This window comes from Hymenobacter sp. (genome assembly GCF_036388155.1).
GTDB lineage: Bacteria > Bacteroidota > Bacteroidia > Cytophagales > Hymenobacteraceae > Hymenobacter.
Map to the genome: position 1 here is coordinate 1 of NZ_DASVSI010000155.1, position 26,729 is coordinate 26,729.

The 26,729-nt window shown below is 61.3% G+C and carries 19 protein-coding genes; 10 read left to right on the top strand and 9 right to left on the bottom strand.

Annotation, left to right across the window (positions count from 1 at the left end):
- Positions 1-86: 86 nt before the first annotated feature.
- Positions 87-3,419 (bottom strand): efflux RND transporter permease subunit, encoded by a 3,333-nt coding sequence (locus tag VF629_RS22270; protein WP_331060712.1) that lies wholly within the window; start codon positions 3,417-3,419, stop codon positions 87-89.
- A gap of 313 nt (positions 3,420-3,732) precedes the next feature.
- Here VF629_RS22270 and VF629_RS22275 point away from each other — a divergent pair, with 313 nt between their 5' ends.
- Complete coding sequence (locus VF629_RS22275; protein ID WP_331060713.1) at positions 3,733-4,107, top strand: transposase; 375 nt, start codon at positions 3,733-3,735, stop codon at positions 4,105-4,107.
- Between the two features lie 70 nt (positions 4,108-4,177).
- Positions 4,178-4,930 (top strand): IS3 family transposase, encoded by a 753-nt coding sequence (locus VF629_RS22280; protein ID WP_331060714.1) that lies wholly within the window; start codon positions 4,178-4,180, stop codon positions 4,928-4,930.
- A gap of 328 nt (positions 4,931-5,258) precedes the next feature.
- Here VF629_RS22280 and VF629_RS22285 read toward each other — a convergent pair whose 3' ends face one another.
- From VF629_RS22285 to VF629_RS22305, 5 genes are all read right to left on the bottom strand, one after another.
- On the bottom strand, positions 5,259-5,537 hold the full coding sequence (locus VF629_RS22285; RefSeq protein ID WP_331060715.1) for a hypothetical protein: 279 nt from the start codon (positions 5,535-5,537) through the stop codon (positions 5,259-5,261).
- Positions 5,538-5,561: 24 nt separating this feature from the next.
- Complete coding sequence (locus VF629_RS22290; protein ID WP_331060716.1) at positions 5,562-6,524, bottom strand: hypothetical protein; 963 nt, start codon at positions 6,522-6,524, stop codon at positions 5,562-5,564.
- The gene (locus tag VF629_RS22295) at positions 6,460-7,245 is read right to left on the bottom strand and encodes a hypothetical protein (RefSeq protein ID WP_331060717.1); all 786 of its coding nucleotides are present in this window, start codon (positions 7,243-7,245) and stop codon (positions 6,460-6,462) included. The genes VF629_RS22290 and VF629_RS22295 overlap by 65 nt, the downstream gene beginning before the upstream one ends.
- Before the next feature lie 19 nt (positions 7,246-7,264).
- Positions 7,265-9,028: a S8/S53 family peptidase gene (locus tag VF629_RS22300; RefSeq protein ID WP_331060718.1), complete on the bottom strand. Its 1,764-nt coding sequence runs from the start codon at positions 9,026-9,028 to the stop codon at positions 7,265-7,267.
- A gap of 639 nt (positions 9,029-9,667) precedes the next feature.
- Positions 9,668-12,382, bottom strand: a complete 2,715-nt coding sequence (locus tag VF629_RS22305) for a M14 family metallopeptidase (RefSeq protein WP_331060719.1) — start codon at positions 12,380-12,382, stop codon at positions 9,668-9,670.
- A gap of 335 nt (positions 12,383-12,717) precedes the next feature.
- Between VF629_RS22305 and VF629_RS22310 the strand changes: the two genes are divergently transcribed.
- The 8 genes from VF629_RS22310 (at position 12,718) to VF629_RS22345 (ending at position 22,015) form a co-directional block, all read left to right on the top strand.
- A complete protein-coding gene (locus tag VF629_RS22310) occupies positions 12,718-14,190 on the top strand; it encodes a CoA-acylating methylmalonate-semialdehyde dehydrogenase (protein WP_331060720.1) in 1,473 nt (490 codons plus the stop codon).
- Between the two features lie 123 nt (positions 14,191-14,313).
- Positions 14,314-14,613 carry a GIY-YIG nuclease family protein gene (locus VF629_RS22315; RefSeq protein WP_331060721.1) on the top strand — a complete coding sequence of 100 codons (300 nt, stop codon included), beginning with the start codon at positions 14,314-14,316 and terminating at the stop codon, positions 14,611-14,613.
- Between the two features lie 68 nt (positions 14,614-14,681).
- Positions 14,682-16,034, top strand: a complete 1,353-nt coding sequence (locus tag VF629_RS22320; RefSeq protein WP_331060722.1) for an aminotransferase class III-fold pyridoxal phosphate-dependent enzyme — start codon at positions 14,682-14,684, stop codon at positions 16,032-16,034.
- 95 nt (positions 16,035-16,129) lie between these two features.
- On the top strand, positions 16,130-17,503 hold the full coding sequence (gene hydA / locus VF629_RS22325; RefSeq protein ID WP_331060723.1) for a dihydropyrimidinase: 1,374 nt from the start codon (positions 16,130-16,132) through the stop codon (positions 17,501-17,503).
- A 191-nt stretch (positions 17,504-17,694) separates the two neighbouring features.
- Entirely contained in the window at positions 17,695-18,561 is an 867-nt protein-coding gene (locus tag VF629_RS22330; protein ID WP_331060724.1) for a nitrilase-related carbon-nitrogen hydrolase, read from the top strand.
- Between the two features lie 155 nt (positions 18,562-18,716).
- Positions 18,717-20,042: an FAD-dependent oxidoreductase gene (locus tag VF629_RS22335; RefSeq protein WP_331060725.1), complete on the top strand. Its 1,326-nt coding sequence runs from the start codon at positions 18,717-18,719 to the stop codon at positions 20,040-20,042.
- Between the two features lie 89 nt (positions 20,043-20,131).
- On the top strand, positions 20,132-21,520 hold the full coding sequence (preA, locus tag VF629_RS22340; protein ID WP_331060726.1) for an NAD-dependent dihydropyrimidine dehydrogenase subunit PreA: 1,389 nt from the start codon (positions 20,132-20,134) through the stop codon (positions 21,518-21,520).
- A gap of 165 nt (positions 21,521-21,685) precedes the next feature.
- Positions 21,686-22,015 (top strand): hypothetical protein, encoded by a 330-nt coding sequence (locus tag VF629_RS22345; protein ID WP_331060727.1) that lies wholly within the window; start codon positions 21,686-21,688, stop codon positions 22,013-22,015.
- Between the two features lie 123 nt (positions 22,016-22,138).
- Here VF629_RS22345 and VF629_RS22350 read toward each other — a convergent pair whose 3' ends face one another.
- The 3 genes from VF629_RS22350 to VF629_RS22360 form a co-directional block, all read right to left on the bottom strand.
- Positions 22,139-23,284 carry an XdhC family protein gene (locus VF629_RS22350; protein WP_331060728.1) on the bottom strand — a complete coding sequence of 382 codons (1,146 nt, stop codon included), beginning with the start codon at positions 23,282-23,284 and terminating at the stop codon, positions 22,139-22,141.
- A gap of 152 nt (positions 23,285-23,436) precedes the next feature.
- On the bottom strand, positions 23,437-25,704 hold the full coding sequence (locus tag VF629_RS22355; protein ID WP_331060729.1) for a xanthine dehydrogenase family protein molybdopterin-binding subunit: 2,268 nt from the start codon (positions 25,702-25,704) through the stop codon (positions 23,437-23,439).
- Complete coding sequence (locus VF629_RS22360; RefSeq protein ID WP_331060730.1) at positions 25,701-26,726, bottom strand: xanthine dehydrogenase family protein subunit M; 1,026 nt, start codon at positions 26,724-26,726, stop codon at positions 25,701-25,703. The genes VF629_RS22355 and VF629_RS22360 overlap by 4 nt, the downstream gene beginning before the upstream one ends.
- Positions 26,727-26,729 lie beyond the last annotated feature (3 nt).

The window sequence follows — 26,729 nt, forward strand, 5'->3', positions numbered from 1 at the left end:
CCGCAGTAGTAATCAGTTACTCTCGCAGTAGAGATGCTTCGGCTGCGCTCAGCATGACGGTCTTAGTGTTATTTTTTCTTTATAATCTAAGCCGTTGCATTCCGCACGGGCGCAGGCTTTTTCAAATACGAAAACATGATGGGCACGAAAAAGAGCGTGGTCACGGTGGCCAGCATCAGTCCACCAATCACGGCGCGGCCCAACGGGGCGTTCTGCTCCCCGCCTTCGCCCATGCCCAACGACATAGGCAGCAGGCCAATTATCATGGCCAGGGCCGTCATCAGCACGGGGCGCAGGCGAGTGAAACCAGCGTCCAACGCCGCGTCGAGGGGGGAAAGGTCGGGCTCTTCTTCCCGGCGCTCGTTGGCGAACGTGACCAGCAGAATGCTGTTGGCTGTGGCCACCCCAATACACATGATGGCGCCCATCAGCGCGGGCACGCTCAGCGTGGTCTGGGTCACGAATAGCATCCACAGGATGCCCGCCAGCGCCCCCGGTAGGGCCATGATGATGATGAGCGGGTCAATCCAGCTCTGGAAATTGACGACCATGAGCAGGTACACCAGCACAATGGCGCCGGCCAAGCCCAGGCCCAGGCCCGCGAAGGAAGTGCGCATGGAGTCGGCCTGCCCGCGCAGGGCCAGCGTGGTGCCTTTGGGGAGGGTCTTTTCGGTTTCGGCCAGAATCTGGCGCACGTCCTTGGCCACGCCGCCCAGGTCGCGGCCGCTCACGCTGGCGTAGAGGTCCACGGTGCGCTGGATGTTGTAGTCCGACGCCACGGCCGTGGTTTGGGTGCGGCGCACGGTGGCGAAGTTGCTCAGCAGTTGCGCCTGGCCTTGGGTGGGGCTGGTCAGGCCGATGTTGCCGACTTCATCGAGCGTGGACAGGGCCCGGGGCGGCGTTTGCACGGCCACGGTATAGTTCACGCCGGTGGTGGGATTCAGCCACTGGTTGGGACTGGTTTGGGTGCTCGACGACAGGCTCACCAGCACGTTGTTGGCAATGTCGCGCTGGGCCAGGCCCGCTTGCTGAGCCCGCACCCGGTCGATGTCGACGCGCAGCTGCGGTTGGTCGAAGGCCTGGTAGATGAAGGCATCGACCACGCCCGGCACCTTGTTGATTTTGGCGCGCAACTCGCCGGCAATGCGCTGGTTGGCGGCCTTGTCGCGGCCAATGACTTGGATGTCGATAGGAGCGGGGAGACCGAAGTTCAGGGTTTGGTTCACGATGTCGGCCGGCTGGAAGAACACCGTCAGGTCGGGCTGCTCCTTGTGCAGGCGGCGGCGGATTTCGTTCATGTATTCCGCCGTGGGGCCGTGTTCCTCCTTCATGCTCACCAGGATTTCGCCGTCGCCGGCCCCGATGGTGGGGTTGTCGCTCAGCAGCAGGTTGATGGGAATCACGGGCAGCCCGATGTTGTCCAGCACCAGGTCCAGTTCCTCGGCCGGAATTACGCTGCGAATCACCTTCTCCACTTCCCGGAAGCGGACTTCCGTTTCCTCCACCCGCGTGCCGGTGGGCACCCGCACGTGCAGGCGCAGCAGGCCGGCGTCCACGGTGGGGAAGAAGTTCTGGCCGATGAGCGGGAACAGGCCCAGCGACCCCACGAACAGCACCGAGAAGGCCACCACCACCTTGGGCCGGTTGCCCAGCGCCCAGGCCAGGGCCCGGCCGTAGCCGGCCCGGAATTTTTCGAAGTGGTGCTCAAAACCCTTGTGCACCTTCCACACCCAGCTTCGAGTGATGCCTTCGGCCGACTTTCGTTCCTCGTCGGTTATTTCGTCTTCGGCCTCTTCTTCGGGCGAGCCGCTGGGGTGAGCTTTCTCGAATTGCTCGCGCCGAATACGCTCCAGGTCGCGCTCCACTTGGCTCACGGGCTGGCCGTTGCGCACGTGCTGGCTGGGCAGGTCTGGCTCTTCCTGGGCATGGTAAATAGGCAACTCCTTGCGCAGCAGGTACATCACCAGGGTGGGCACCAGCGTCCGGCTCAGAATGTAGGAAGCCAGCATAGCGAATATTACGGCCGTGGCCAGCGGCGCGAAAATGGCCGACGCCACCCCGCCCAGAAAAAACACCGGCACAAATACGATGCAAATGGCCAGCGTGGCCACCAAGGCCGGCGTGGCAATCTGCTGCGCACCGTCCAGAATGCTGCGTTTGAGCAGCTTCTTCATGCCCATGTTCCGGTGAATGTTCTCAATTTCCACCGTAGCATCGTCCACCAGAATGCCCACCGCGAGCGAGAGCCCGCCCAGGGTCATGATGTTCAGGGTTTGGCCCAGCATGTTCATCACAATGATGCTGACCAGAATGGACAACGGAATGCTGGTCGCGATGATGAGCGTGGACCGCCACGACCCCAAAAACAGCAGAATCATGAGCGCCGTGAGGGCCGCCGCGATGCAGGCTTCAATGATGACGCCTTTGATGCTGGCGCGTACAAAGAACGACTGGTCGAACAACAGCTTAATATCTAGGCCGGGCGGCGCGTTGGCTTGAATGTTGGGCAGCGCCTGCTTGATTTTGTCGATGACGTCGAGCGTGCTGGCCGCGCCGCTTTTCAGGATGGGGATGATGGCGGTGCGGCGGCCGTTCTGGCGCACAATGTTGGTTTGCACGGCCGCGCCTTCGTGCACAAACGCCACGTCGCGGATGTACACCGCTGTTCCGTCCACCGTCTTGATGGGCAAGTCGTTGAGCGTGGCAATGGCCTCGGGGCTGGAGTTGAGCTTTACGTCGTATTCCCGGTCGCCAATCTTGGCCGAGCCGGCCGGAATGATGACGTTCTGGGCTAGCAGGGCAGCCACCACGTCGTTGCCGCTCAGGCCCTTGCCGGCCAGCTTGTCGGGGTCGAGGTCCACCATAATCTGCTTGGGCTTGCCGCCATTCGGCAGCAGCACCGACGCGCCCTGCACCACCGCCAGGCCCGGCCGGATGAAGGCATTGGCCGCGTCAAACAAGTCCGACTCGCCCAGCGTCTCGCTGCTGAGCGAGGTTTGGGCAATGGGCACGTTGGAGGCCGAGTACCGGATGATGAGCGGTGGCGTGATGCCCGGCGGCAGCACCCGCAGCAGCGTCTGGGTGATGGCCGTGAGCTGGGCCACGCCGGCGTCGGGGTTGGTGCCGGGCTGGAAAAACACCTTAATCAGGCCCACGCCCTTCAGGCTTTGACTTTCCTGGTGCTCCACGTTGTTCACGGTGGTGGTAATGGCCCGCTCCACCGGGATGATGATGCGCTGGTTCATCTCCTCGGGCGAGATGCCGGAGTAGCCCCACACCACGCCCACCACCGGAATAGGAATCTCGGGAAAAATGTCCACCGCCATCCGCTGAATGGTGAGCCCTCCTCCCACCAAAATGAGCAAGGCCATCACCACGAAGGTGTACGGCCTTGCCAATGCTAGTCTAACTATCCACATGATAAACGCTCTGTAGGTACGCTACCGCACGGTCCTGCTCCGTTCCAAGCGGCCTAAACTCCCCAGGTATGGGAAAAGTTGGGAATATGTCCTCAAAGTAAGCCCGTGCAGAAACCCTGGCCGTGTTTCATCGACCGAAGAGGGCCATTTCATCGACCAAGATAAGGCATTCCCGGATGCCGCAACTAGACTAATTGAGACGCTTAAACAGCAGAATTCCGGCATCGATTGTTGTTAAAGACAGCGTCGTATCGGGGTAGATTGAGGTGGTCGGGGAAATCTGGACAGAATAGGGTCTTATCTTTCGAATGTCATGAAAGACAGCCCCCAACCCGCCAACCGTCGGCGTTATGACGCCGCCTTCCGCGCCGAAGCGTTGCGCCTGTCCAGCGAAAGCCGCTCGACCCAAGCGGCCGCTCGCGCGTTGAATATCAGCCCCAAGTTGCTCTACAAGTGGCAAAAGGAAGCGCTCACGCCCGTCGCGGCGGCCCGCGGGGCGGAGCTGGACCCGGCGACAGCGGCCGAGTTGCGTCAGCTGCGGGCCTTGGCGCGGCGGCAGGCGCAAGAGCTGGACATTTTAAAAAAAGCCATTGCCATCTTCTCAGCGACCGACCCCCCACGAGCCGCCATCGTTTTATCGAAGCGCAGCGGGGCCAGCACCCGGTGCGCCTGCTTTGCCAGGTGTTAGGCGTGCCAACCAGTGGGCACTACGCCTGGCAACAGGCTCAACAGCAAGTTGTAGCGCAAGGCGAGCCCGCTTGGGAAGCCGCGCTGGTGAACGTTTTCGGCCGCCATCAACGCCGCTATGGCACCCGCCGGCTGCCCTGCGCCGTAAGGGCCACCGCGTTGGTCGTCAGCGCCTGCGCGTGGCCATGCGCCGTCGGGGCCTGCACGCGCTCCAACCCAAGGCCTTTACGCCCCGCACGACTGACTCCGCCCACGAACTGCGTTGCGCCCCGAACCGACTGCTCAACCAGCCCAAGCCGACGCAGGCGAACCAAGTTTGGGCCAGCGACATCGCCTACTTACCGCTGGCCAACGGCGAATGGGCTTACCCGTGCGCGTACCAGGATATGGTCAGCAAGCAGGTAGTGGGCTGGCACGTAATGGCCACGATGCCCGAAAAGCTGATTGCTACCGCCTTGCAACGCGCTTTTTTGGCGCAATCGCCGACACCCGGCCTGGTAATCCACTCCGACCGCGGCGGGCAGTATTGCGGCAATGCCTACCGCCAACTGCTCCACGACCACCACGCCGTGCGCTCGCAGAGCCGACGTGGCGACGGCTACGACAATGCTCAAGCCGAGAGCCTGTGCTCACGCCTGAAAACAGAGGTGCTCGAACTCCGCGAGCGGCCCGTTTTTGCCGACCTGACCGACGCGCAGACGCGCGTCGCGGACTATGTTGACTACTATAATCACGAGCGCCTGCACTCCAGCATCAGTTATCAAACTCCTTATCACACTCACCAACAACTTCTTCAACTTAATGCCCTAAACTGTCCAGCGTAATTAGACCACCTCACCTTTACCCAAGTTGCGAAGTACCTTGGCCAGCCCCAGGGGGCGGCATGTCGGTAGACCATCCGGCAGTCAAGCACGGCAGAGCCCCAGGGGGGCGACATTCGTTCGCGCAAGTGTCGCCCCCCTGGGGCTTTATCAACCCAACCCGTTACGGCCTCTTCTACCCACATGCCGCCCCCCTGGGGCTCACCAAACTACTTCGCAACTTGGGCTAATTATGAAAAAGATACCAACAAAAAAACCGGCAGCAAGCCACTCCAGTTGGAACGGCCAGCCGCCGGGAATCAGGCGTCTCAAATGACAATGGCGCTGCTGGCTACTTCAGGTCTTGCGTCAGCTGGTTGATGATGTAGCCGTACTCGGGAGGGAAAAACTGGGGCTTCAGCGGGATACTTTCGCCGTTGACTTCCAGCGTGTAGTCCTCCGGGGCAATGTATATGGCCGCGTAGTCGCCCATGTCGGAATTACCGTGCGCTTTCAGCTCTGTGATAAGCGCTTCCAGCTCGGCCTGGCCCAGGTCGGCCTGCGTGCGGGCGTGGAGCTCGCGGCCGGTTTCGGGCTCGCGCTTGGTCAAAGAAAATGTGACTTGGGGCATGATGGCTGCGGGTGGGTGAAGGACTTATACGTTCCAGATGCGGCGGTAGTACGCGTCGTCCTCCGTCAGGTACTCGGCCAGGCGGGCGGCAATGGGCTGGCCGGTGTGGGCTTCGTAGTACGTGTAGCCGGGGCACGGATTTACTTCGAAGCAGTACACGTCCCCATTCGGCGCAAAGCGCAGGTCGATGCCCGAGAAGTCGAGCTCCAGGGCCTGCGACAACGCCACGCAGTTGGCGGCCACTTCGGGGTCAAGGTCGTAGGCGGTGAGCGTGGCCGCGGCGCCGGTTTGCTGCATGGCGTAGCGGTAGTCGGTGGCGTCGGCCGCAATGCGGATGGCCAATGTCAACTCACCAATGACGTGGACCCGCACGTCAAACCCCGGCACCTGCTCCTGAAACTGGGTGGGGCAGTGGCGAATGCGCCCCAGGTTGGCCAGGTCGGCGGCCGGGTCCCAGGCCTGCACAATGGAGCGCACCCCACTAATGGACTTGTAGATGACGCGGCCCGCGTGGTGCTCGCAAAACGTCGTGGCCGCGTCCGGGTCGTTGGTGATAAGCGTTTCCGGGGTCAGAAAACCGTGCCGTTGGATGAACTGCGCCTGGTAGGGCTTGGAGTTGTTCGAGGCCATGGCGGCCAGCCGGTTCACGGTGCGCGCCCCCGACCATTCGGCCCACAAGCTCAGGTGTTGGATGAGCTGCCGGGCGTGGGCCCGCAGCGGGTCGTGGGGGGCCAGGCGTTGGAATTCGGGCAGCACCTCGTCGTCGACCAGCCGCACGTACAAGCCGTGCATGTCGGCCAGCGGGTAGGGGCGCTGCTGGTAGGTGAGCGTGCCGCCCAGCACGCCCTCCGGCCCCAGCGTCAAGGTCAGGTCGGTTTCGGCAAAGTGCCGCTGGTTTACGGCCACGTAGGGCGCCCCCAGGCTATCCAACTCCTCCAGCAAGCGCTGCACGGGCGACTCGCTGGGTATTCCCCATATCAGGACCATCGGCGGGTAGTGGTAAAGTGGTGGAAACCGATAAGAAGTGGCGAACCAGCGCGTCGCCGTAGCAGTGCAGAGCGGCCAGCGTGGTCGCGCCCACCACCACATACTCCGCGCCCTGCCGCGTGAAGTGCAGCTCCAGCAGCCGCACGTCGGCTTGCCGGGCCAGCTCCCGGCAGGCTTCGGGGGCAATGCCGGCGGGCACCGTTCCCAACAATTCGTCGTCAAGCACCAGCACCCGGGCCTCCGGTGGCGCGGGCACTTGGTCGGGGGGCGGGGGCCAGCCGGCGGCGATGGACAGCCCCACCCGCGCCGCCAGCAGCTGCCATTCGGCGGGGGCCAAGGTGCGCCCGCCCAAGGCCACGGCGGTGGGCGGGTTATACAGCCGCTCGGCGGGCAGGGAGTGCAGTATGCTCAGGTACAGGGCATTCAGCTCCTGCATTACGTACTGGTACTGCTTGGCGTCGCGCTGCTGCCAGAGGACCGGGTCCAGGTAACACAGGCGGTTGATGAGCACCGTTACATCCTTGCCCGCCACGTGCTGGCCGTTTTGCAGCGTGAGGGCGAAGCTGGCCGGCGCGCGGCCCAAGGTGTGCCGCACGCCGCGGGCATACAGCAGCTCTTCGGCGCTCACCAGCCGGACTTCGGTGGCCGGCGCAAGCTGCCGCAGGCGTTGGCACAACCAGGCCGCCTCGGCGTCGTGCAGATGGCAAAGAATCAGAATCATACCCAAGCCGGGGCCGCCGTTAGCGGGCCGAGTTGTCGTAGTTCATCTTGTTCATCATGGCGTCGTTGGCCTCCTTGGTGAGCTGCTCGGCCACGTCCTGGCCGGCTTGCAGGTCGCCTTCGTTGGCCAGCGCCCCCTCGCTTAGGTCCGGTCGCATCTCGGGGCTGATGAACGTGGCCAGCGACTCCACGTAGGCCTCTAGGCTCGCCAGGCGGGTTTCTAAGTCATAGCCGCCCGCGCCCATGCCGCCCTGCCCCAGGCTGATGGGTTGGCGAATGGGCCCCGGAATGGGAATGGGTAGCTCCCGCGGCTTTTGCACGTTGTCGCGAATGTCCTTAATGCCCTTGCCTTCCGGGATTTCGTTCTTCTCCTTCACCTCCAGCTTCTCCTGCTTGCGTTCCTTTATCTCGACTTTCTCGGCTTTTAGCTCTTTTACTTCAATTTTCTCCAGCTTGCCGTCCTTCAGGTCTTTGATTTTAATCACGCCCACGAGGCGGTCGTACGCCCGCTTGCCCCCGATGATGCCGGCTCCGGAGTGCTGGTCCCAGCCCGGCACGCCAATGTTCTTGGCCGTGGCAATGAGGGCGGCCTTGATGCTGTTGTGGGTGGCCGCGGGCTTGGCTTGCTTCAGCAGGGCGCACACGCCAGCCGCGATGGGCGTGGCCGCCGAGGTGCCGCTGTCGGAATTGAAATAGCCCGTGAAGTGCGTGATGCTGCAGAAGTCCGGCTTGTGCGGGTCGAGCGCGGCGGGGCCCTGGCTGCTGTAGCCCACAAACTGCTCGTCCTTGTTCACGGCGCCCACGGTTATCACGCGGGGGTGGCCGTTGGCGCCCCAAATGCTCTGGCCCGGTCCGCTGGTGGTGCAGCGGTTGTCGGGGCAGGTGTCGCCGCAGTTGCCGGCTGCAAACAGCACAATGATGCCCTCGTCGATGGCTTCCACCACTTTGCGGGTGAACGGGTGGTTGGGGTTGCTCACGTAGTCGGCGGCCCCGGCGGCGTTGAAAATGCCCCAGCTGTTGGTCAGGATGTGGGGCGTGCCGTTGGCGTTGTGCTGGTCGATGGCCCACTGAAAGGCCGCCAAGGCATTGGAGAGCAGCCCGCCGTTGGAGTTGGGGTCCGAAATGCGCAGGTCGTAAATGCGGCAGTTGGGGGCCATGCCCAGCACGTCGGTCGAGCACATGTTGCCGTGGTAGCCCCACGACTTGCCGCGGGTGCCCCAGGTGGCCGTGGGCCAGCCCCCAATCACGTTGCCGATGGTGCGGGCCGGCGCCTCGCCCGTGGCCAGGGCCCGGCCCGTGGCCGTAATGCCGCCGTCGACCACGCCCACCACGATGCTTTCGCCGCGCTTGCCCTTGGCCCAAATTTGGTTCACGCCGAGGTAGTTGGCCACGTCGGCCATGGTGCCTTTGGGCGTGCTGGGGCTGCAGTCGCAGGGCGGAATGGGACAGGCGATGGGCTCAATGACGGGGTCCGACCAAATTTCGATGACATCGGGGTTGGCTTTGGCCGCGGCGAGCTGCCGGTCAGTGAGCGTGGTGCGCACCACCACGTGTTGGTTGTCTTCGCTGGCGGCCAGCATGGCCATGCGCTGCGTGTTGGAAGGCCGCACCGGGATGGGCACAAAGGTGGGGTCAATTTCAAAACCCTCAGCTAAGGCCACGGAGCTGGCCCGCAGCGTCGCGCCCATCATGGGCTCGGTGTTCGGCGCTTTCATTTCGATTAGAAAGCTCTGCCCGGAGGCTGAGGCCGCGTCTGGTGTTTTGGGGGAATTTGGCTTTTTCATAGGTTGGTAGGTGTGGGGTTGGGGGTGAATGTGGCACAATGAGCGGGGGCCAGCGGCGGCAAAAAGCCAAGTGGCCCGGGCGGCGGAAGCAGCGCCTGGAGCGGCGACTGCGGAAGTTGACCGGCGATGTAGCAGGGGAGTGTCGCCGCCTCAGCAGCCTCGACCCTGATAGAAATTGTGACGTTAATCCAACCCCAAGCCCACCCGCAGCTGAGGCAGAATGGTTGGGGCGACCAGGAGCAAACCAGCGGTTAGTAGACCAAATGTATTGATAAAATATATAAATTCAATTTATTGAATATTAATCTTTGAAATAAGCGGTTGAAAATGCCCATACCGTTGACTGTGTGGCATTATGAAGCCAGGATAGTAGCGTTATACTTCCAAGTAAACAGAAGACTCAAATGCGAAAAGCCGGTTGGCAGCGACAGAAGCAGTAGTGCCTCCGTCGCCGCCAACCGGCTTGCCTATTTTCACCTGTACCCAAGTCTAAACCAGGGTTAGCTACGCTGGTCTGTCAAGGAAGTAGCTTTCCTTAATTACCAAACCGTTTCAATTTTCAGAAATCAGTACCGAGGCACGCCAATTCGGAAACGCTAGAGCATCCATTGCCCGGCACCGACTGGTCAACGCCACAGGTTATTCTTCCGTGACCGCCGCTGGCGTGGCCCGCATGAGCGGCCCAAAGAAAATGCTGTTCAAAAACAGCTTGTTGGTGCCGTACCAGAAGGCCCGGAAGTTGGGGTTGTCGACCATGGAAATGATGCGTCCGGCGCCGACATCGGCCACGTCGACGGCAGCCGTGCCGCGCAGCTTAAGCTCGTTAGGCTTGGAGATGAAGCCGCTGGCCAGCGGCCGGGGCGTGTACATCAGCGGGTTGGCGTAGGGGCTGGCCGAGCGCTCCATGAACACCGTGTGGTCGCGGAACAGGAACACGTCAGGGTTGTCGTAGCCGTAGCCCAATGGATGCGTGAGGTCGAGGCGAGCGTGGAAGATGGCACCGGTGATTTCTTGGGCGCTGGCCGTGTTGCGCATTCCCACGTAGGGCCGTTGGGGCAGCGGGCCTGTGCGAGGCGCAGCCGGAGTCACCACGCCGGGCCGGCGCGAACGAGCCGTGGGCGCTGCCACCGGAGCCGGCGCTACCGTCGGTGCCGCGGCCGGGGTAGCGCCCGGTGCGGTGGCAGTTTCGGGGGCGGTGGGAGTGGGGCCGCTGGCTTTGAATTTGGCGGTCGAGAGCCCGTTATCGGCCAGCCACTTGGTGGCTTTGCCCAGGGCCAGCAGGGTGTTGCCACGCTGTACCCAGGCCCGCAGTTTCTCACGGGCGGAGGAGGAGATGCCATTGTAGCTGCCATCCGAAGCCACGATAACGGTGTAGCGGTCCAGGTTCACGCGGTCCAGGGTTTCGGGCGCCACCAAGCTGGGCGTCATGCCGAAGCGTTGGTCGAGCAGGTGCCACGACTCGCCCACGTCGGTGGGGCTCACGCCGGTGCCGGCCAGCAGCATGATTTCCGGCTTCTTCAGGTTCACGAAATTCACGCTGCCCAGCTTCAGACCGCGCGGCGACAGCCCGGTGCTGATGCCCACCACGTCGAGTCCGTTGGCGGCGGCCACACGCTGCATGAGGGCATAAACGGTGTCGGCCGGCACGGTTTGCACGCCCACCGGCACCAAAATGCTGCCGTAGTCCATCTGCCGCTCCCCGATGTAGAAGGGTTCGGTGGCCACCTTCACCACCAGCTTGCGGGCCAGCAGGGCGTTCAAAGCCCTCGGCGCATAATAGCCGTGCCAGCTAAAGGCGTAAGCGTACGACGTTTTATCGCCTGATACTTTGCCGACGGGAAAGCTCACGCTGTCGACGCGCTGGCCCAGCAGGCCGCCGGCTGGCGCTTTGGTCACGGTGGCCATGTCGAGGCCAAAAGCGCGGGGCAGGGTCCAGGCCGAGATGTCGTAGAAAATGCTGTCCTTGAAGGTGCTGCGTTCCTCAAACATGGCTTGAATGAGGCGGAACTGGGGCTGGTCGGTGGGCACCACGTAGGTGTCGGCGGGGGCGAAGGTGCGCCCGTCAAGCTTGAGGGCGCTTTTGGGCCGGTACACCGCAATCTGGTGCTGGCGGATGATGCGGGCCAACTCGTAGGAACGGGCCGGGTCTTGCGCGGCCCCAAACACATAGGCGCGCACGTTCTGGTCCTTGGCTTCGCGGGCCGCTTTCTGGTAAAACTCGCGCTGGTAGTTCAGCATGTTCACCCGCAAGGCCTGCACGGCTTCAATGGACGACAGCGTGGTGGTAACTTGGTTGCGGATGGTGAACGGGAAGCGCACCACGCCGTTCGGGCTTTCCTGGGCGTGGCCGCGCGAGCTGGCCTGCTCAAACAGGATGCCCACGGCTCCGTTCACGTCGGGGTAGGTCGAGCCCTTTCCGTAGTAAAAGTCGTCGTAATTCTCCTCCGTGAAATAGAGCGAGCCAATCTTATCCAGGGCTTTGGCGTGGTAAGCGCCGATTTTTTGGGTCAGCTCGAAGTTGCGCTCCGGCGTGAGCGGGTGCTTGCGCGAGGGCACGCCGGGCTGGAAAAAGAACGTCGAGTTGGTGCCCATCTCGTGGTGGTCAGTCAGCAGGTTGGGCTTCCAGTCGTGGAATTGCTTGAGGCGCCCGCGCGACTCGGGGTGCTGCAGCGGCAGCCAGTCGCGGTTCAGGTCGAACCAGTAGTGGTTGAAGCGGCCGCCGGGCCAAGCCTCGTTTTGCTCCACATTGGCGGGGTCGGTCACCAGGTTGGTGCTGCGGCGCGAATTCACCCAGCCCGAAAAGCGCGTCATGCCGTCGGGGTTGATGCTCGGGTCCACCAATATCACGGTGTTGCGCAGTACCTCGTCGATGGCCGGGCCCTGGGCGGCGGCCAGGTAATACACGGCCAGCAGCGAGGCGTTGGTGCCGCTGGGCTCGTTGCCGTGCACGCTGTAGCCCATCCAGAACACGGCCGGCATCTTGCTCACGTCCATCTGGCCCGATACAGCCGGGTCGGTGAGCTTGTGGTGGTCGGCCTTGATTTGAACGATGTTGCGTTGGTTTTCCGGCGAGGTAATGGTGAGCAGCAGCAGGGGCCGGTGCTCGTGCGTGCGGGCATATTCCGTGACGGTCACGCGGTCGGAAGCGGCGTCCACGGCCCGCATGTACATCACCAACTGGTCGTGGCTGGCGTGCCATTCGCCCACCTCAAAACCCAGCACCGAAGCGGGCGTCGGAATGGCCGGGTTGTAGGTCACCGTTTGCGGGAGGTAGTAGGCCAGGTTGGACTTGGTTTGGGCGTGACCGGAAATAGCTGCCAGTAAAGTCAGCAGCATGGCGTAGTATTTCAGCATGTTGGCGGGTAAGTGTGGAGTGCCCGAATGCAGCAGCAGGAATAAACGGGCCGCTGCATTCTTTCTGCAACTTAGCACTATTCAGAGCAGAATGTTCACGAAAACCACGGCGTGCCCCTTGCCCTTAGAAACCATACCAGTAGCAGAAGTAAATGGCGCTTTACGAAGTGGGCTAATTGTGCGAAGGCGCTCGGCAATTGCTAAATCGCGCAACGACCTGCAAGCGGCAGGCCGTGAGATTCAGAGCTTTTACGAAAAAAAAGATTAATTGCAAACCACTGTACCGCGTTTGTCGCAAAAACACTAGCTTGCAATCCGCTTAACATTAAGGTAATATGGGAGTCCAGACGCTTAAGTATCCAGCCATCCAAAACTACGTTGCGGGCAAATCGCTAGACGAAGCCAGCCCGGCGACGATGGAAGTGTTCAGCCCCCTCACCGGAGCCGTGATTTCTGCCGTCCCCTTGAGCAACGCCGCCGCTCTGGACGCCACTGTGCAGGCCGCGAAAGCCGCCTTTCCCGACTGGTCGACCACGCCCATCAAAGAGCGGGTGCAAATCTTCTACCGCTACAAAACCTTGCTGGAGCGCGACATGAAAGCCCTGGCCGACCTAGTGCGCGAAGAGAACGGCAAGACCCTGGACGAAGCCCGCGCCGAAGTCGAAAAAGCCATCGAGCTGACCGAGTTTGCCTGCTCCATGCCGCAGCTCATCCAGGGCGAATTTCTGGAAGTGAGCAAGGGCGTGGAAGCTCGGGCCGAGCGCAAGCCGCTGGGCGTGGTGGCCAGCATCGCCCCGTTCAACTTCCCCAACATGGTGCCCCATTGGACCATCCCAAACGCCATCGTGCTGGGCAACACCATGATTCTGAAGCCCTCGGAGCAAGTGCCCCTGAGCGCCATAAAAATCGCCGAACTACTGAAGGAAGCCGGCCTGCCCGACGGCGTGCTGAACGTGGTGAACGGCGACCGCGAAATCGTGGAAGCCATCTGCGACCACCCCGATATCCAGGCCGTGAGCTTCGTGGGTTCGACCAAAATTGCCAAAGTCGTTTACATCCGCGCCACCAGCAACCTGAAGCGCTGCGTGGCCCTGGGCGGTGCCAAAAACCACCTCATGGTACTGCCCGACGCCCACCCCGAAATGACGGCCTCGAATGTGGCCGCCAGCATGTCGGGCTGCGCGGGGCAGCGCTGCATGGCCGGCTCCACCATGGTCGGTGTGGGCCCGGTTGATGGCATTGTGGCCAAAATCGTGGAAGAGGCGCGCAAGATTGTTGCCGGCCAGAACCTCGGCTCCGTCATCAGCAAAGAAGCCAAGGAGCGCATTGAAAAGCACATTACTGAGGCCGAAGCCGCTGGTGCCAAAGTCTTGCTCGACGGCCGCAACGCCGTGGTGCCCGGCCACGAAGACGGCTACTACGTGGGCGCCACCGTCATCGACTACGTGACGCCCGACATGCGCATCGCCCAGGAAGAAGTCTTCGGCCCGGTGCTCGCCATCATGCGCACCAACACCCTGGACGAGGCCCTGGCCATCGAAAACGCCAACCCCTACGGCAACGCGGCGGCCGTCTTCACCAGCAGCGGCAGCAGCGCCCGCTACGTCATGGACCACGCCAACGCCGGCATGATAGGCGTAAACATCGGCGTGCCTGTGCCTCGCGAGCCCTTCTCCTTTGGCGGCTGGAATGAGTCGAAATTTGGCGCCTGCGACATCACCGGCAAAAGCTCGATTGAATTCTGGACGCAACTCAAGAAGACCACCACGAAGTGGAACCCTGAGTCCCGCGTGAACTGGATGAGCTAGGAGACAGTCAGTAAGAAAGCCGTCATGCCGAGCGCAGCCGAGGCATCTCGCGTGTGGCAGTAATTCCAATCGTTCAACGAGGCGAGCGAGATGCCTCGGCTGCGCTCGGCATGACGTTCAAATATGAGTTTCTACGTTTACATTCTCACCAACCCAACCCGAACAGTACTATACACTGGCGTTACTAACAATCTAGAATGCCGACTTTATGAGCATAGCAAGGGACTGGGCCAAGCGGGAAATTTCAGTGGCCGCTATCAATGCAATCTGCTAGTCTATTTCGAAACTAGTCCCGATGCGAAGCAGGCAATTGCCAGGGAAAAGCAAATCAAAAACTGGGCTCGCCCCAAAAAAGAATTTCTTATTAACACGCTTACTCCTAGCTGGCACCCAATAGATTTACAAAACTGGAGCGGTCAGTGATGCCCTTGATGACAGCGAGCAATCTGCCTCGGCTATGCTCAGCATGACGTTCAAACAGAACCAACGATATGGAAACCACCTTCGACCTCGACAAAGACCAAATCCTGCACGACAACCTTGACCACACGCTCTTTTCGTGGTCGAAGCAAACGGGCCTGAACCCCATCAACGCGGAGCGGGCTGAAGGTGTGTACCTGTGGGACCGGGACGGCAAGCGCTACATCGACTTCTCGTCGCAGCTGATGAACGTGAACATCGGACACGGCGACCAGCGTGTGACCGAAGCCGTGGCCGCCCAAATGCGCGAGCTGAGCTACGTGTACCCCGGCATGATTACCAAGGCCCGCGGCGACTTGGGTAAGAAGCTGGCCGAAATCACCGCCCCGAACCTCACTAAAGCCTTCTTCACGTTGGGCGGGGCCGAGGCAATTGAAAATGCCATCAAGCTGGCGCGGGTGTACACCGGCCGCCACAAGATTGTAACGCTGTACCAGTCGTTTCACGGGGCCAGCTACGGCGCCATGAGCGCCGGCGGCGACCCTCGCCGCTTTGCCGTGGATAGTCAGGCCATGCCCAACGTGGTGCACGTCGAGAACCCGTACTTCTACCGCTGCCCCTGGTACTCCGAGACACCCGAGCAGTGTGCCCAGCGCGCCGCCGACGCTATGGAGCGCATCATCGGTTACGAAAACCCTGGCAGCGTGGCGGCCATTATTATGGAAGGGGAGTCGGGCACGTCGGGCTGCATCAAGTACCCGCCTGGCTACTGGGCGCGCATCCGCGAAATCTGCGACAAACACGGCATCCTGCTGGTGGCCGACGAAGTGATGAGTGGCTTCGGCCGCACCGGCAAGTGGTTTGGCTCCGACCACCACGGCGTGAAAGTCGACATCATGTGCATGGCCAAGGGCATCACCGCCGGCTACCTGCCGCTGGGCGCCGTGATGGTGGACGAAAAAATCGCCAAGTCATTCGACGACAAGCCCCTGCCATTGGGCCTGACTTACTCGGCGCACCCGGTGTCCTGTGCCGCCGCCGTGGCCGTGCTCGACATTTACGAGGAAGACAACCTGCTCCAAAACACGGTGGAAATGGGCAAGTACATGGACGCCCGCATTTGCGACCTTATGGGCGAGCACCCTAGCATCGGCGACTGGCGCAACACCGGCCTCTTCGGCTGCCTGGAGCTCGTGAAGAACCGTGACACCAAAGAGCCCATGGCCCCCTGGAACGCCACCAACGACCAAATGGCCGTGATGAACCAAGTAGCTGCCAAAATCCGCGAGTTGGGCATGTACACCTTCGTGCGCTGGAGCTACATTTTCATCTGCCCGCCGCTGAACATCACGAAGGACGAAATCGATGAGGGACTGGCCATCATTTCGGAGGCCATCAGCATCGCCGATAAGCACGTGTACTAAACAGTAGCGCGGACTTTTAGTCCGCGACAGACGCAAATCGAACCGCTACTAATTGTGTAGGGACGCGGACTGAAAGTCCGCGCTACTTTCTTTATATGCCTATTCTTCTCAAAAACGGCCGCGTCGTCACCGCCGACTCGGACGCCATCTGTGATATCCTGATTGAGGGCGAAGCCATCGCGTCCATCGGCCGCAATTTGTCGGCGGAAGGAGCGGAGGTGATTGACTGCACCGGCAAAATTGTGGTGCCCGGCGGCATCGACCCGCACGTGCATTTGGAAATGCCTTTTATGGGCACGTTCAGCTCCGATACTTATGAAACCGGTACCCGCGCCGCGCTGCATGGCGGAACTACTATGGTCATCGATTTCATTCTGCAAAAGCAGGGGAATTCATTGCGCGCCGCCTTTGAAGAATGGAGGGGCCGCGCCACCGGCAACGCCGTGGGCGACTACAGCTTCCACATGGCCGTGACGGATTTCAACCCTAGCACCAAGGAGGAAATCAAGGAGATGATTGCCGAGGGCATTACCTCCTTCAAAACCTTCATGGCCTACAAAGGCGCGCTCATGATTGACGACGCGGAAATGGTGGGCCTGATGCAGGAAGTGAAGCAGCACGGCGGCCTCGTGACGGCCCACGCTACCAACGGCGACATGATTGATACGCTCATTGCCCAGCACCGGGCTCAGGGTAAGCTCACGCCGCTTTACCACTACCTCTCCCAGCCGGAAGTGACCGAAGCCGAAGCCTCTGGCCGCTTCGCTGACATTGCCAACTACACGGGCGTGAATGCCTACATCGTGCACCTCACCTGCGAGGGCGCGCTCAACCAAGTGCGCCGAGCCACCGAGCGCAACCAGCGCGTGCTGGTCGAGACCTGCATTCAATACTTGCTGCTGGACGCCTCGCTGTACGAGGACGAGGCCAACGGGGCCAAAGTGGTAATGTCGCCGCCGCTGCGCCAGAAGAAAGACCAAGCCACGCTGTGGGCCGGTCTCAACCAAGGGCTGGTGAACGTGGTGGGCACCGACCATTGCCCCTTCATGTGGGAGCAGAAGCTGATGGGCAAGGACGACTTTTCGAAGATTCCCAACGGCCACCCCGCCATCGAGCACCGCATGGAGCTGTTGTTTTCGGAGGGCGTGAACAAGGGCAAAATCACGCTCCAAAAATTCGTGGAGGTGACGTCGACCAACGCGGCCAAAATCTTCGGCATGTTCCCTCGCAAAGGCACCATCGGCATTGGCGCCGACGCGGATTTGGCGGTATTTGACCCAAATAAACAGCACACCATTTCGGCCAACACCCACCACATGAACGTCGACTATTCGGCCTACGAAGGCTGGGAGCTGACCGGCAAGATTGACACGGTGCTGCTGCGCGGAAAAGTGGCCGTGGACGCCGGCGAAACCAAAGTCGCCAAAGGCTACGGCCAGTTCATCAAGCGCGGCAAAACGAATTACTAACGTCTGTCATTGCGAGTGAAGCGAAGCAATCCGTCCTGTTCTCAGCGACCAGTCTAATAATATAATAAGCCCTTTTTCTCGCTGAGTAAGTTAAATTCAGCACATCTTAAAGCTTCGCGCTGAGACCGGGACGGATTGCTTCGTCGTGCCTCCTCGCAATGACAAATTTTAACTTCCACCACCCCAACCGCATGTCCAGAATTATCAAATCCGGCTTGATTCAGATGAGCCTGCCGATGACCGAAGGCGAAGGCACGATTGCCGAAATCAAGGAGGCCATGGTGCAGAAGCACATTCCGCTGATTGAGGAGGCCGGCCGCCAGGGCGTGCAAATCCTGTGCTTGCAGGAAATCTTCAACACCCCGTATTTCTGTCCCGGCCAAGACAAAGACTGGTACGCCTCGGCCGAATCGGTGCCCGGCCCCACCACCGACCGCATGGCCGAATACGCCAAGAAGTATAACATGGTGATGATTGTGCCGGTGTACGAGCGCGAAGCCGCCGGCTTCCTCTACAACACCGCCGCCGTGATTGACGCCGACGGCACCTACCTCGGCAAGTACCGCAAAAACCACATTCCCCACACCTCCGGCTTCTGGGAGAAGTTCTTCTTCAAGCCCGGCAACCTGGGCTACCCGGTGTTCCAGACCAAGTACGCCAAAGTAGGCGTGTACATCTGCTACGACCGCCACTTCCCCGACGGCGCCCGCATCCTAGGCCTCAACGGGGCCGAAATCGTGTACAACCCCTCGGCCACCGTGGCCGGCCTCTCGCAGTACCTCTGGAAACTGGAGCAGCCCGCGCACGCCGCAGCCAACGGCTATTTCATGGGTTGCATCAACCGTGTTGGCACCGAGAAACCCTGGAACCTGGGCAAGTTCTACGGCACCAGCTACTTCGTGGACCCGCGCGGCCAAATCTTCGCTCAAGCCAGCGAAGACAACGACGAACTGCTGGTTTCGGAATTCGACCTCGACATGATTGACGAGGTGCGTTCCACCTGGCAGTTCTTCCGCGACCGTCGCCCGGAGACCTACGAGAAGCTGGTGGAGCTGTAGCTCCTGTTTTTCAGGTCTCCATCAGAACGGTCATGCTGAGCGCAGCCGAAGCATCTCTACCGTGATGGTAATAAATACTTCAGCGGTAGAGATGCTTCGGCTGCGCTCAGCATGACGGGCTTTCTTTTTCTAAAAGTTAGAACACCCTGCCCAACATGGCTGAATATTCCACCCCCACGACTGAGCAAGAATTCCAGCTGAACTTTGCGCAGCTCAAGCCGCACATGAACCGGACGGAGGCGCTGTACGAAAGCTCGCGCTGCCTGTTCTGCTTCGACGCGCCCTGCATCAAAGCCTGCCCGTCGGGCATTGACATTCCGCAGTTTATTCGGCAGATTAATTCGGGGAACGAAACCGGGGCCGCCCGCACCATTTACGAGGCCAATTACTTCGGAAATGCCTGCGGCAAAGTTTGCCCAACCGAGGTGCTGTGCGAAGGCGCATGCGTGTACAACCTGCAGGATGTGAAGCCCATCGAAATTGGTCGCCTCCAGAGTTATGCCACCACCAAGGTGATTGAGAGTGGCAAAAAGCTCTTTGGCCCTGGAGCAGCCAATGGCAAAAGCGTGGCCGTAATTGGTGCTGGGCCGGCGGGTATTTCGGCCGCCTGCGAGTTGCGGGCGCTGGGCTACGGCGTCGATGTTTTTGAAGCGAAAGCACAGCCTTCGGGCCTCACCGTGTACGGCGTGGCCCCTTATAAAATCACCAACGAGGAAACGCTGGCGGAGATGGACTATCTGCAAGCGCAGTTCGGGTACAACGTGCATTTCAACTCGCCCATTTCCTCCCGCGAAGAATTGGTGGCATTGGAAGAGGAATACGACGCCATTTTCCTCGGCATCGGCCTGGGCAAAACCAACGCGTTGGGCTTGCCCGGCGAAGACAAGATTAATTGCATCGGAGCGGTGGAATTCATTGCCGAACTGCGCCAGCACCACCACGAAGTGGCCGTGGGCCGCAAGGTGATTGTGCTGGGCGGTGGCAACACTGCCATGGACGCCGCCTCCGAATCGGCCCGCCTTGGGGCGGAAAACGTGGTGCTGGCCTACCGCCGCGGCAAGGAGGCAATGGGCGCCTACGAGTTCGAATACGACCTGGCCAAAGGAGTAGGGGTGAAGGGGTTGTTCAACGTGGCTCCGGTGGAAATACTGGGCAATGGCTACGTGTCGGGCGTGAAATTCATTCGCACCGAAACGAAGGATGGCAAAGTGTCGGAAGTGGCCGGCTCCGAGTTTGTGGAGCCTTGCGATATGGTCATCAAAGCCACGGGACAAGCCAAAAAAGCCGACTTCCTAAGCCTAATTCCGGGCCTGAAGCTAGACGGCAAAGGCCGCATCATCGCCGATGCCCATACCGGTCAAACCACCAACCCCAAATACTTCGCATCCGGCGATGCCTGGAACGGCGGCGCCGAAGTAGTGAACGCCGCCGCCGAAGCCAAACTGACGGCGCGCGGCATCCACGCTTATTTGAGCAAGTAGCGCGGACTTTTAGTCCGCGAGGACTGCCGCAGCCCAGTCTAACAAAACGACTTTCATCTAAACGCGGACTAAAAGTCCGCGCTACTGATATGCCTGACTTATCTATCAACTTCGCCGGCATCAAATCGCCGAACCCGTTTTGGCTGGCTTCGGCGCCGCCTACCAATTCCGGCTATCAGGTAATGAAAGCCTTCGACGCCGGCTGGGGCGGCGCGGTGTGGAAGACGTTGGGCGTGCCGGTCGTGAACGTGTCGAGCCGCTACGGCGGGGTGAACTACCGCGACAAGCGGCTAGTGGGCTTTAACAACATCGAGCTGATTTCGGACCGGCCGCTGGCCGACAACCTGCGCGAGATTGAGGAGGTGAAGAAGCGCTTTCCTAACCACGCCGTCATTGCCTCGCTCATGGTGCAGAGCCGTCAGGAGTGGCACGACATCGTGCGCCAGAGCCAGGACGCGGGCGCCGACGGCTTTGAGCTAAACTTCGGCTGCCCGCACGGTATGTGCGAGCGCGGCATGGGCTCGGCGGTAGGGCAGGAGCCCAAGATTCTGCAGATGATAGTAGAGTGGGTGATGGAAGTGGCCCAAAAGCCCGTCATCGTGAAGCTCACGCCGAATATCTCCGACATCACCGAGCCCGCCATGGCGGCCCGCGGCGGCGGTGCCGATGCCATTTCGCTTATTAACACCATACAGAGCATTGTTGGTGTTGACATTGACCAGTTTGCGCCGTACCCCATCGTGGACGGCAAGGGTACCAACGGCGGCTACTGCGGCCCGGCCGTGAAGCCCATCGCCCTGAACATGGTGAAAAACTGCGCCCAGCACCCCGACGTGCGGCTGCCCATCTCGGGCATTGGCGGCATAGAGAACTGGCGCGACGCAGTGGAGCACATTCTGCTGGGCGCGAGCAGCGTGCAGGTGTGCACGGCGGCCATGCACTTTGGCTTCGGCATCATTCGCGAAATGACGTCCGGCTTAGAGCAATATATGGTCGAGAAGGGCTTCAACACCATCTACGACTTCGTGGGCAAGGCCCTCCCAAATGTGGTGCCTTGGGAACAACTCAATATGAAGTACAAGGTGACGGCCAACATCCACGAGGAGAAGTGTATCGGCTGCCAGCTGTGCTACACCGCCTGCGAAGACGGCGCCCACCAAGCCATCAAACTCAACGCTGTCACGCGCGTGCCCGAAATCATTGAGGAAAACTGCGTGGGCTGCAACTTGTGCTCGCTGGTGTGCCCGGTGGAGCAGTGCATCACCATGGAACGCACCGATGCCGGGACCGAGCACGTGACCTGGAAAGAGCGCACCGAAGCCGGTGACATTCCGGTGGCCTTCAACGACGAAAAGGCTGGCGGCCGCCACCATTGGGTGCCCGAACCGGCCGCGGCCCTGGGCAAGGAGCGCCACAAAACGCTGCCCGGCAAAGCCCGCGTGCTAAACGGTGAAACCGTTGCTCCTGCCGAGGTATAGATAGGACAGCGAAGGGCCAAAGCAAGGGGGCAAACCTGCGTTTTCAAGGTGCGTAAACACATAACAGGATGCTTGTTATCCTTGGTAGCAGGCAATTATTCTGGCGCATTCTTTGTTAAATCAGAAACATTCACTTGTTAATGATGCGTCTCGGCGCATTCGGCCATGAAAACGAAATCCTTGTTAGTTGCCTTTGGTTTTTGCGTGCTTTTGTTGAGCGGCTGCGTCGCCAGTGTTGGCGCCGGAACGGACTACGGCTATTACCCGCCGGTGGCCCAGCCCTACTACGGCCCCGTGCGGCCATACCCCTATCATTACTACCCGCGTCGCCCGATTGTGGTGGTGCCGCGCCCGTATTACCGCCAGCCTTATCGGGCGCCCCACCGCGCGTACCGGCACGATGGCGGCGCCAGCTACCGCCGCCCAGACGGCGGGTATCGGAGCAACTATGGCCAGGGCACCCAGCAGCGGCCCAGCCGTGCCCGCGTTCAGTAATTACCTTTGGAATTAATGCCCAAAAGAAAAGCTGCTTCCCCATTGAGGGGAGCAGCTTTTCTTTTGTTGAATACTGCATCGGATGTTGAAGTACCCCCTTGCATAATTGGTTTCGTGGCTCAATCAGACCACATCCTGTGCCGTTAGTTCTGGCGCGTGTACGGTGCCTGCTCGCTCGCGCAGTGGCCGGCCGTTACGTTGATGGCGCTTGGCTTGGATTTCGGCCACGATAGCCAAAGCAATTTCCTCGGGCGTTTCGCTGCCCAGGTCTAGTCCGATGGGGCTGTGAAGCCGGCTGTTGAGCAATTCAGCCGATTCCTCCGTGGTCAAGCCCAACTCTTCTTCGGCCAACAGCCGCGCGGCTTTGTTGCGCGGGCCCAGCAAGCCGATGTAGGGAGCAGGGCCAGGAATATGCAGGGCCAATGCCGCTAAGTCGTAGGCGTAGTTGTGGCTCAGAAGCACGGCGTATGCGTCGCCAGGACTCTCCTGGGCAATGGCTGCCACGGGCACTATGCGTACTTCAGCTGCTTCAGGGAAACGGGCCGCGGTAGCCAGATTGGGCCGGCCATCGAGCACGGTGACGTGCCAGCCCAGCGACGCTGCCAAGCGCACCAGCGGTTGCGCGTCGTTGCCGGCCCCGTAAATAATGAGCCGCAGGGGTGGGGTGAGCAGTTCGAGCAAGGCCCGCACGGGGCCAGCATCGGTGGCAATGTCCAGTATCTGCGAACTGCCCTGCGCAAGGGTTGCCCGGGCGGCCTCGGCCAGTGGAAAAGCCAAGGCGGGGGCACCCCGCACGGCCCCAGCTGCCGTGAGCAGCACGCGCTGGCCCACGCCCGCGCGCATGCCCGCGGCGGCATCGGTGCTGAACACCGTGGCCAGCACCGCGGGCTCGGGGTAGCTGGCAAAGCTGCGCAACAGTTCGATGGGATTATCGGGAGCGGCAAAGTCCAAGGGCTCTAGTAGGATGCGAACCACGCCCTGGCAGCCGGGACCCAGACCGTGGCGTGGGTCGTCCTCGTCGCGGGTGTCATAAGTCACCAGCGCGGGCTCGCCCCGGAAAATGGCTTGGCGGGCGCGTTGGCGGGCGTCGCCTTCCAAGCAACCGCCGCTGATGGCGCCCGTCAACTGCCCATCGTCGGTGACCAGCATGCGGGCGCCGGGCCGGCGGTAAGCCGAGCCCAGCACTTCCACCACCGTAGCCAAAGCGCAGGGCCGGCCAGCGGCGCGGTGCTGGTCATAAGCGAAGAGCAGGCGTTGGAGTTCGGTCATGTAGGCAGAAGATACGAATACAAAAGGCCGTCAATGCTCAGCGCAGCCGAAGCATCTCGCTCGGGTCACTAAACCTGTCGATTGGTTTACTACCATACGCGAGATGCTTCGGCTGCGCTCAGCATGACGTTTTTTCTCTTAAGTATGTCAAGTCAAAGCAGTTTATCCAGGCTCACGGGCAGGTTGCGCACGCGCTTGCCGGTGGCGTTAAACACGGCGTTGGCAATGGCGGCGGCTACGCCCAGAAAACCTACTTCCCCAATGCCTTTCACGCCCAAGGGGTTCACCTTGTCGTCGTCCTCTTCCACAAAAATCACGTCGATGTCGTGAATGTCGGCGCTTACCGGGATGTGGTATTCGGAGAGGTTGTGGTTCATATAGCGGCCGAAGCCGTGGTCCATCACGCTGTGTTCCATCAGGGCCATGCTGATGCCCCACACCACGGAACCAAGTACTTGGCTGCGGGCAGTTTTGGGGTTGAGGATGCGGCCCGCGGCCACGGCGTTAACCACGCGGGTAACATGGATGCTGCCCAAGTCCTCGTCCACGCACACTTCCACGAACACGGCGTTGTGGGCGTGCAGCGAGTTTTTGAGTTGGGTAACGGGGTTGGGCTGGGTGGAGGTTTCGGCTTCTACTTTCTCCTCGCCGGTAGCCTGCAGCACGTCTCGGATGACGACCGACTGGGTGATGTCCTCGTTCAACCGAATCTGGCCATCCACGAACTGCACGTCTTCAAAGGATGCACCTTTTAATGGCGAATTGGCCATTTTCTGAGCCAGCTTCAGTACTTTCTCGCCCACGGCCCGGCACGCGGCCTGCACGGCCGTGCCCACCGAAGCTGCCGTCCAGGAGCCGCCTTGTACGGGTGCTTCCGGCAGGGTGGTGTCGCCGAGCACGAACGTGACGGCCCCAATGGGCAGGCCCAGGGTTTCGGCCGCAATCTGCGTCATGATGGTGTAGGTGCCGGTGCCAATGTCGTTGGTGGCACTGCTCACCGTCAGGCGGCCGTCGGCCGTGAGGCTGGCGCGGGCAGCAGCTTTCTGCTGGGCGGCATCCCACACGCCGGTGGCCACGCCGTAGCCGATGAGCATGTGCCCGTCGCGCATGGAGCGGGGCTTGGGGTTGCGCTTGCTCCACCCAAACTTGGCCGCGCCCTGGTGGTAGCATTCGCGCAGCTTCTTGCTGGTAAAGTCCCGCTTGAGGTTCTGGTCGCGGTCGGCGTAGTTCCGCAGGCGGAATTCCAGCGGGTCGATGCCGGCTTTGTAGGCCAGCTCGTCCATGGCCGACTCCAGCGCAAACGTGCTGCTGGCCGCGCCCGGCGCGCGCATGTCGATGGGCGTATGCACGTCAATCTGAGCCAACTGATAATCCAGCTTTACGTTGTCGCATTGATAGGTCATGCCCGACCAGTTCACCACGTTTTCGGTGAAGTCCTCGAAGCGCGACGTTTCGCCCAGCGCGGCGTGGTGCAGGGCCGTGAGGGCGCCGGTTTCGTCGGCTCCCAGCTTGAGGTATTGCAGCGTGTGAGGCCGGTGGCCGAAGCTGAACATCTGCTGCCGGGTGAGGGACACGCGCACCGAGCGTTTGAGCTCTAGCGCCGCCAGCACCGCCATAAACAGCTGGTGCTGCGGCCGTAGCCCCGAGCCAAACCCGCCGCCGGTGTACTTCGAAATCACGTGGGCCTCGTCCTTGCTCAGCCCAAATACCTTGGCGATGTACTGCTGGCTGTTGTAGGCCCCCTGGGTTTTGTCGTACACGCGCAGCTTCTTGCCGTCGCCGAGAAATTCCACCGTCGTGGCGAACATCTCCATCGGGTTGTTGTGCTGCGCCAGGTGGATGTACTCGGCCTCGTGCTGGAATGGCGCTTTGCGGTATTCCTCCTTGGGGTTGCCGCGGGGCGGGGGCGGGGGCACCCAGCCGGTTTTGCCCCGGCCCGGCTTGTAGCCGTCGTCCCGCTTCTTTTCGAGGTCGGTTTCGTGGTCGACCTGCTCGTAGCTTATCTCCAAAATGGAAGCGCCGTAGCGAGCCAACTCGAACGTCTCGGCAACCACCAGGGCCACGGGCTGCATGTTGAACAGGATGTCGTCGCCGTGCAGCGGCCGGAAGGGCGAGCCGCCGGGGGCCACGTCGTCCTTGTAGTTGCGGTCGAAGAACGCCAGGTTGGGCACGTTTTCGTGCGAGTACACCTGCACCACACCCGGCAGCGCCAGCACCGCCGCCGCGTTGATGTTGGTGATGCGGCCCCTGGTAATGGGGCTGTTCACCACCACGCCGTACAGCAGGTCGGGTACATTGAATTCGGCGGCGTACTTGGCCGCGCCGGTCACCTTGGCCGGGCCATCGACGCGGCTTACGGGCTTGCCGATGTATTCCGTGCCCAGGTGGATGCTGGGCGGGGTTGCGATGGTCTGGCTCATGGGTTGGTGTTCAGAAAAGCGTTGGAGTCCAGTGCATAGGTCATTTCGGTGGCTTGCTTCAGGGCCCGGACCACGGCGCGCTTAGCCAACTCAATCTTGAAGTGGTTGTGGGCATGGCCCCAAGCCCCCTGCACAATGCGGCCCGCCGCTTGGCGGAAAGTATCGGCCGAGGCGGGCTTGCCAATTAGTAGGGCTTCGGCTTCGCGCACGCGCCAGGGTTTGTGGGCCACCCCGCCCAGCGCAATGCGCGCATCGGTAATGGTGTCACCATCAAGCTCCAGGGCTGCGGCTACCGATACCAGCGCGAAGGCGTAGCTGGTGCGGTCGCGCAGCTTGAGGTAGGTGAAATTCTTCGCAAAGCCCTTGTTGGGTAAGTCAATGGCCGTAATCAGTTCGCCCGGCTCCAGGGTGTTGTCGCGCTCGGGATGGTCGCCGGGCAAGCGGTGAAAGTCGTCGAACTTGATGACCCGCTCGCCGTTGGGGCCGCTCACGCGCACGGTGGCTTCCAGGGCTGCCAGGGCAATGCACATGTCCGAGGGGTGCGTGGCGATGCAGCTTTCGCTGGCCCCCAGAATGGCGTGAATCCGGTTGTAGCCCCCAATGGCCGAACAGCCCGAGCCGGGCTCGCGCTTGTTGCAGGGCGTGCTGAGGTCGTAGAAATAGTAGCAGCGGGTGCGCTGCAGCAGGTTGCCGCCGTCGGTGGCCATGTTGCGCAGTTGGGCCGAGGCCCCCGCCAAAATGGCCTGGCTGAGCAGCGGGTAGCGTTCGGCCACGGCGGGATGGTAGGCGGTGTCGGCGTTGGTAGCCAGCGCGCCCAGGCGCAAGCCCCCGTCGGGCAGGTTCTCGATTTGGGCTAGGGGCAGGTGCTTGAGGCCAATGAGGTGCGTGGGCCGGGCCACGTTCTCCTTCATCAGGTCAATGAGGTTGGTGCCGCCGCCGATGTAAGCCGCGTCGTCGTGTGCCGTTTTTTCGCGCACGGCCGCTTCAACAGCCGTGGCGCTGGAGTAGGTGAAACTGTTCATCGG

What these genes read in the sequence shown, in the direction of transcription:
- VF629_RS22270 (WP_331060712.1), bottom strand. Translation starts at nt 3,419, where the DNA reads ATGTGGATAGTTAGACTAGCATTGGCAAGGCCGTACACCTTCGTGGTG.
- VF629_RS22275 (WP_331060713.1), top strand. Translation starts at nt 3,733, where the DNA reads ATGAAAGACAGCCCCCAACCCGCCAACCGTCGGCGTTATGACGCCGCC.
- VF629_RS22285 (WP_331060715.1), bottom strand. Translation starts at nt 5,537, where the DNA reads ATGCCCCAAGTCACATTTTCTTTGACCAAGCGCGAGCCCGAAACCGGC.
- VF629_RS22290 (WP_331060716.1), bottom strand. Translation starts at nt 6,524, where the DNA reads ATGGTCCTGATATGGGGAATACCCAGCGAGTCGCCCGTGCAGCGCTTG.
- VF629_RS22295 (WP_331060717.1), bottom strand. Translation starts at nt 7,245, where the DNA reads ATGATTCTGATTCTTTGCCATCTGCACGACGCCGAGGCGGCCTGGTTG.
- VF629_RS22300 (WP_331060718.1), bottom strand. Translation starts at nt 9,028, where the DNA reads ATGAAAAAGCCAAATTCCCCCAAAACACCAGACGCGGCCTCAGCCTCC.
- VF629_RS22305 (WP_331060719.1), bottom strand. Translation starts at nt 12,382, where the DNA reads ATGCTGAAATACTACGCCATGCTGCTGACTTTACTGGCAGCTATTTCC.
- VF629_RS22310 (WP_331060720.1), top strand. Translation starts at nt 12,718, where the DNA reads ATGGGAGTCCAGACGCTTAAGTATCCAGCCATCCAAAACTACGTTGCG.
- VF629_RS22315 (WP_331060721.1), top strand. Translation starts at nt 14,314, where the DNA reads ATGAGTTTCTACGTTTACATTCTCACCAACCCAACCCGAACAGTACTA.
- VF629_RS22320 (WP_331060722.1), top strand. Translation starts at nt 14,682, where the DNA reads ATGGAAACCACCTTCGACCTCGACAAAGACCAAATCCTGCACGACAAC.
- hydA (WP_331060723.1), top strand. Translation starts at nt 16,130, where the DNA reads ATGCCTATTCTTCTCAAAAACGGCCGCGTCGTCACCGCCGACTCGGAC.
- VF629_RS22330 (WP_331060724.1), top strand. Translation starts at nt 17,695, where the DNA reads ATGTCCAGAATTATCAAATCCGGCTTGATTCAGATGAGCCTGCCGATG.
- VF629_RS22335 (WP_331060725.1), top strand. Translation starts at nt 18,717, where the DNA reads ATGGCTGAATATTCCACCCCCACGACTGAGCAAGAATTCCAGCTGAAC.
- preA (WP_331060726.1), top strand. Translation starts at nt 20,132, where the DNA reads ATGCCTGACTTATCTATCAACTTCGCCGGCATCAAATCGCCGAACCCG.
- VF629_RS22345 (WP_331060727.1), top strand. Translation starts at nt 21,686, where the DNA reads ATGAAAACGAAATCCTTGTTAGTTGCCTTTGGTTTTTGCGTGCTTTTG.
- VF629_RS22350 (WP_331060728.1), bottom strand. Translation starts at nt 23,284, where the DNA reads ATGACCGAACTCCAACGCCTGCTCTTCGCTTATGACCAGCACCGCGCC.
- VF629_RS22355 (WP_331060729.1), bottom strand. Translation starts at nt 25,704, where the DNA reads ATGAGCCAGACCATCGCAACCCCGCCCAGCATCCACCTGGGCACGGAA.
- VF629_RS22360 (WP_331060730.1), bottom strand. Translation starts at nt 26,726, where the DNA reads ATGAACAGTTTCACCTACTCCAGCGCCACGGCTGTTGAAGCGGCCGTG.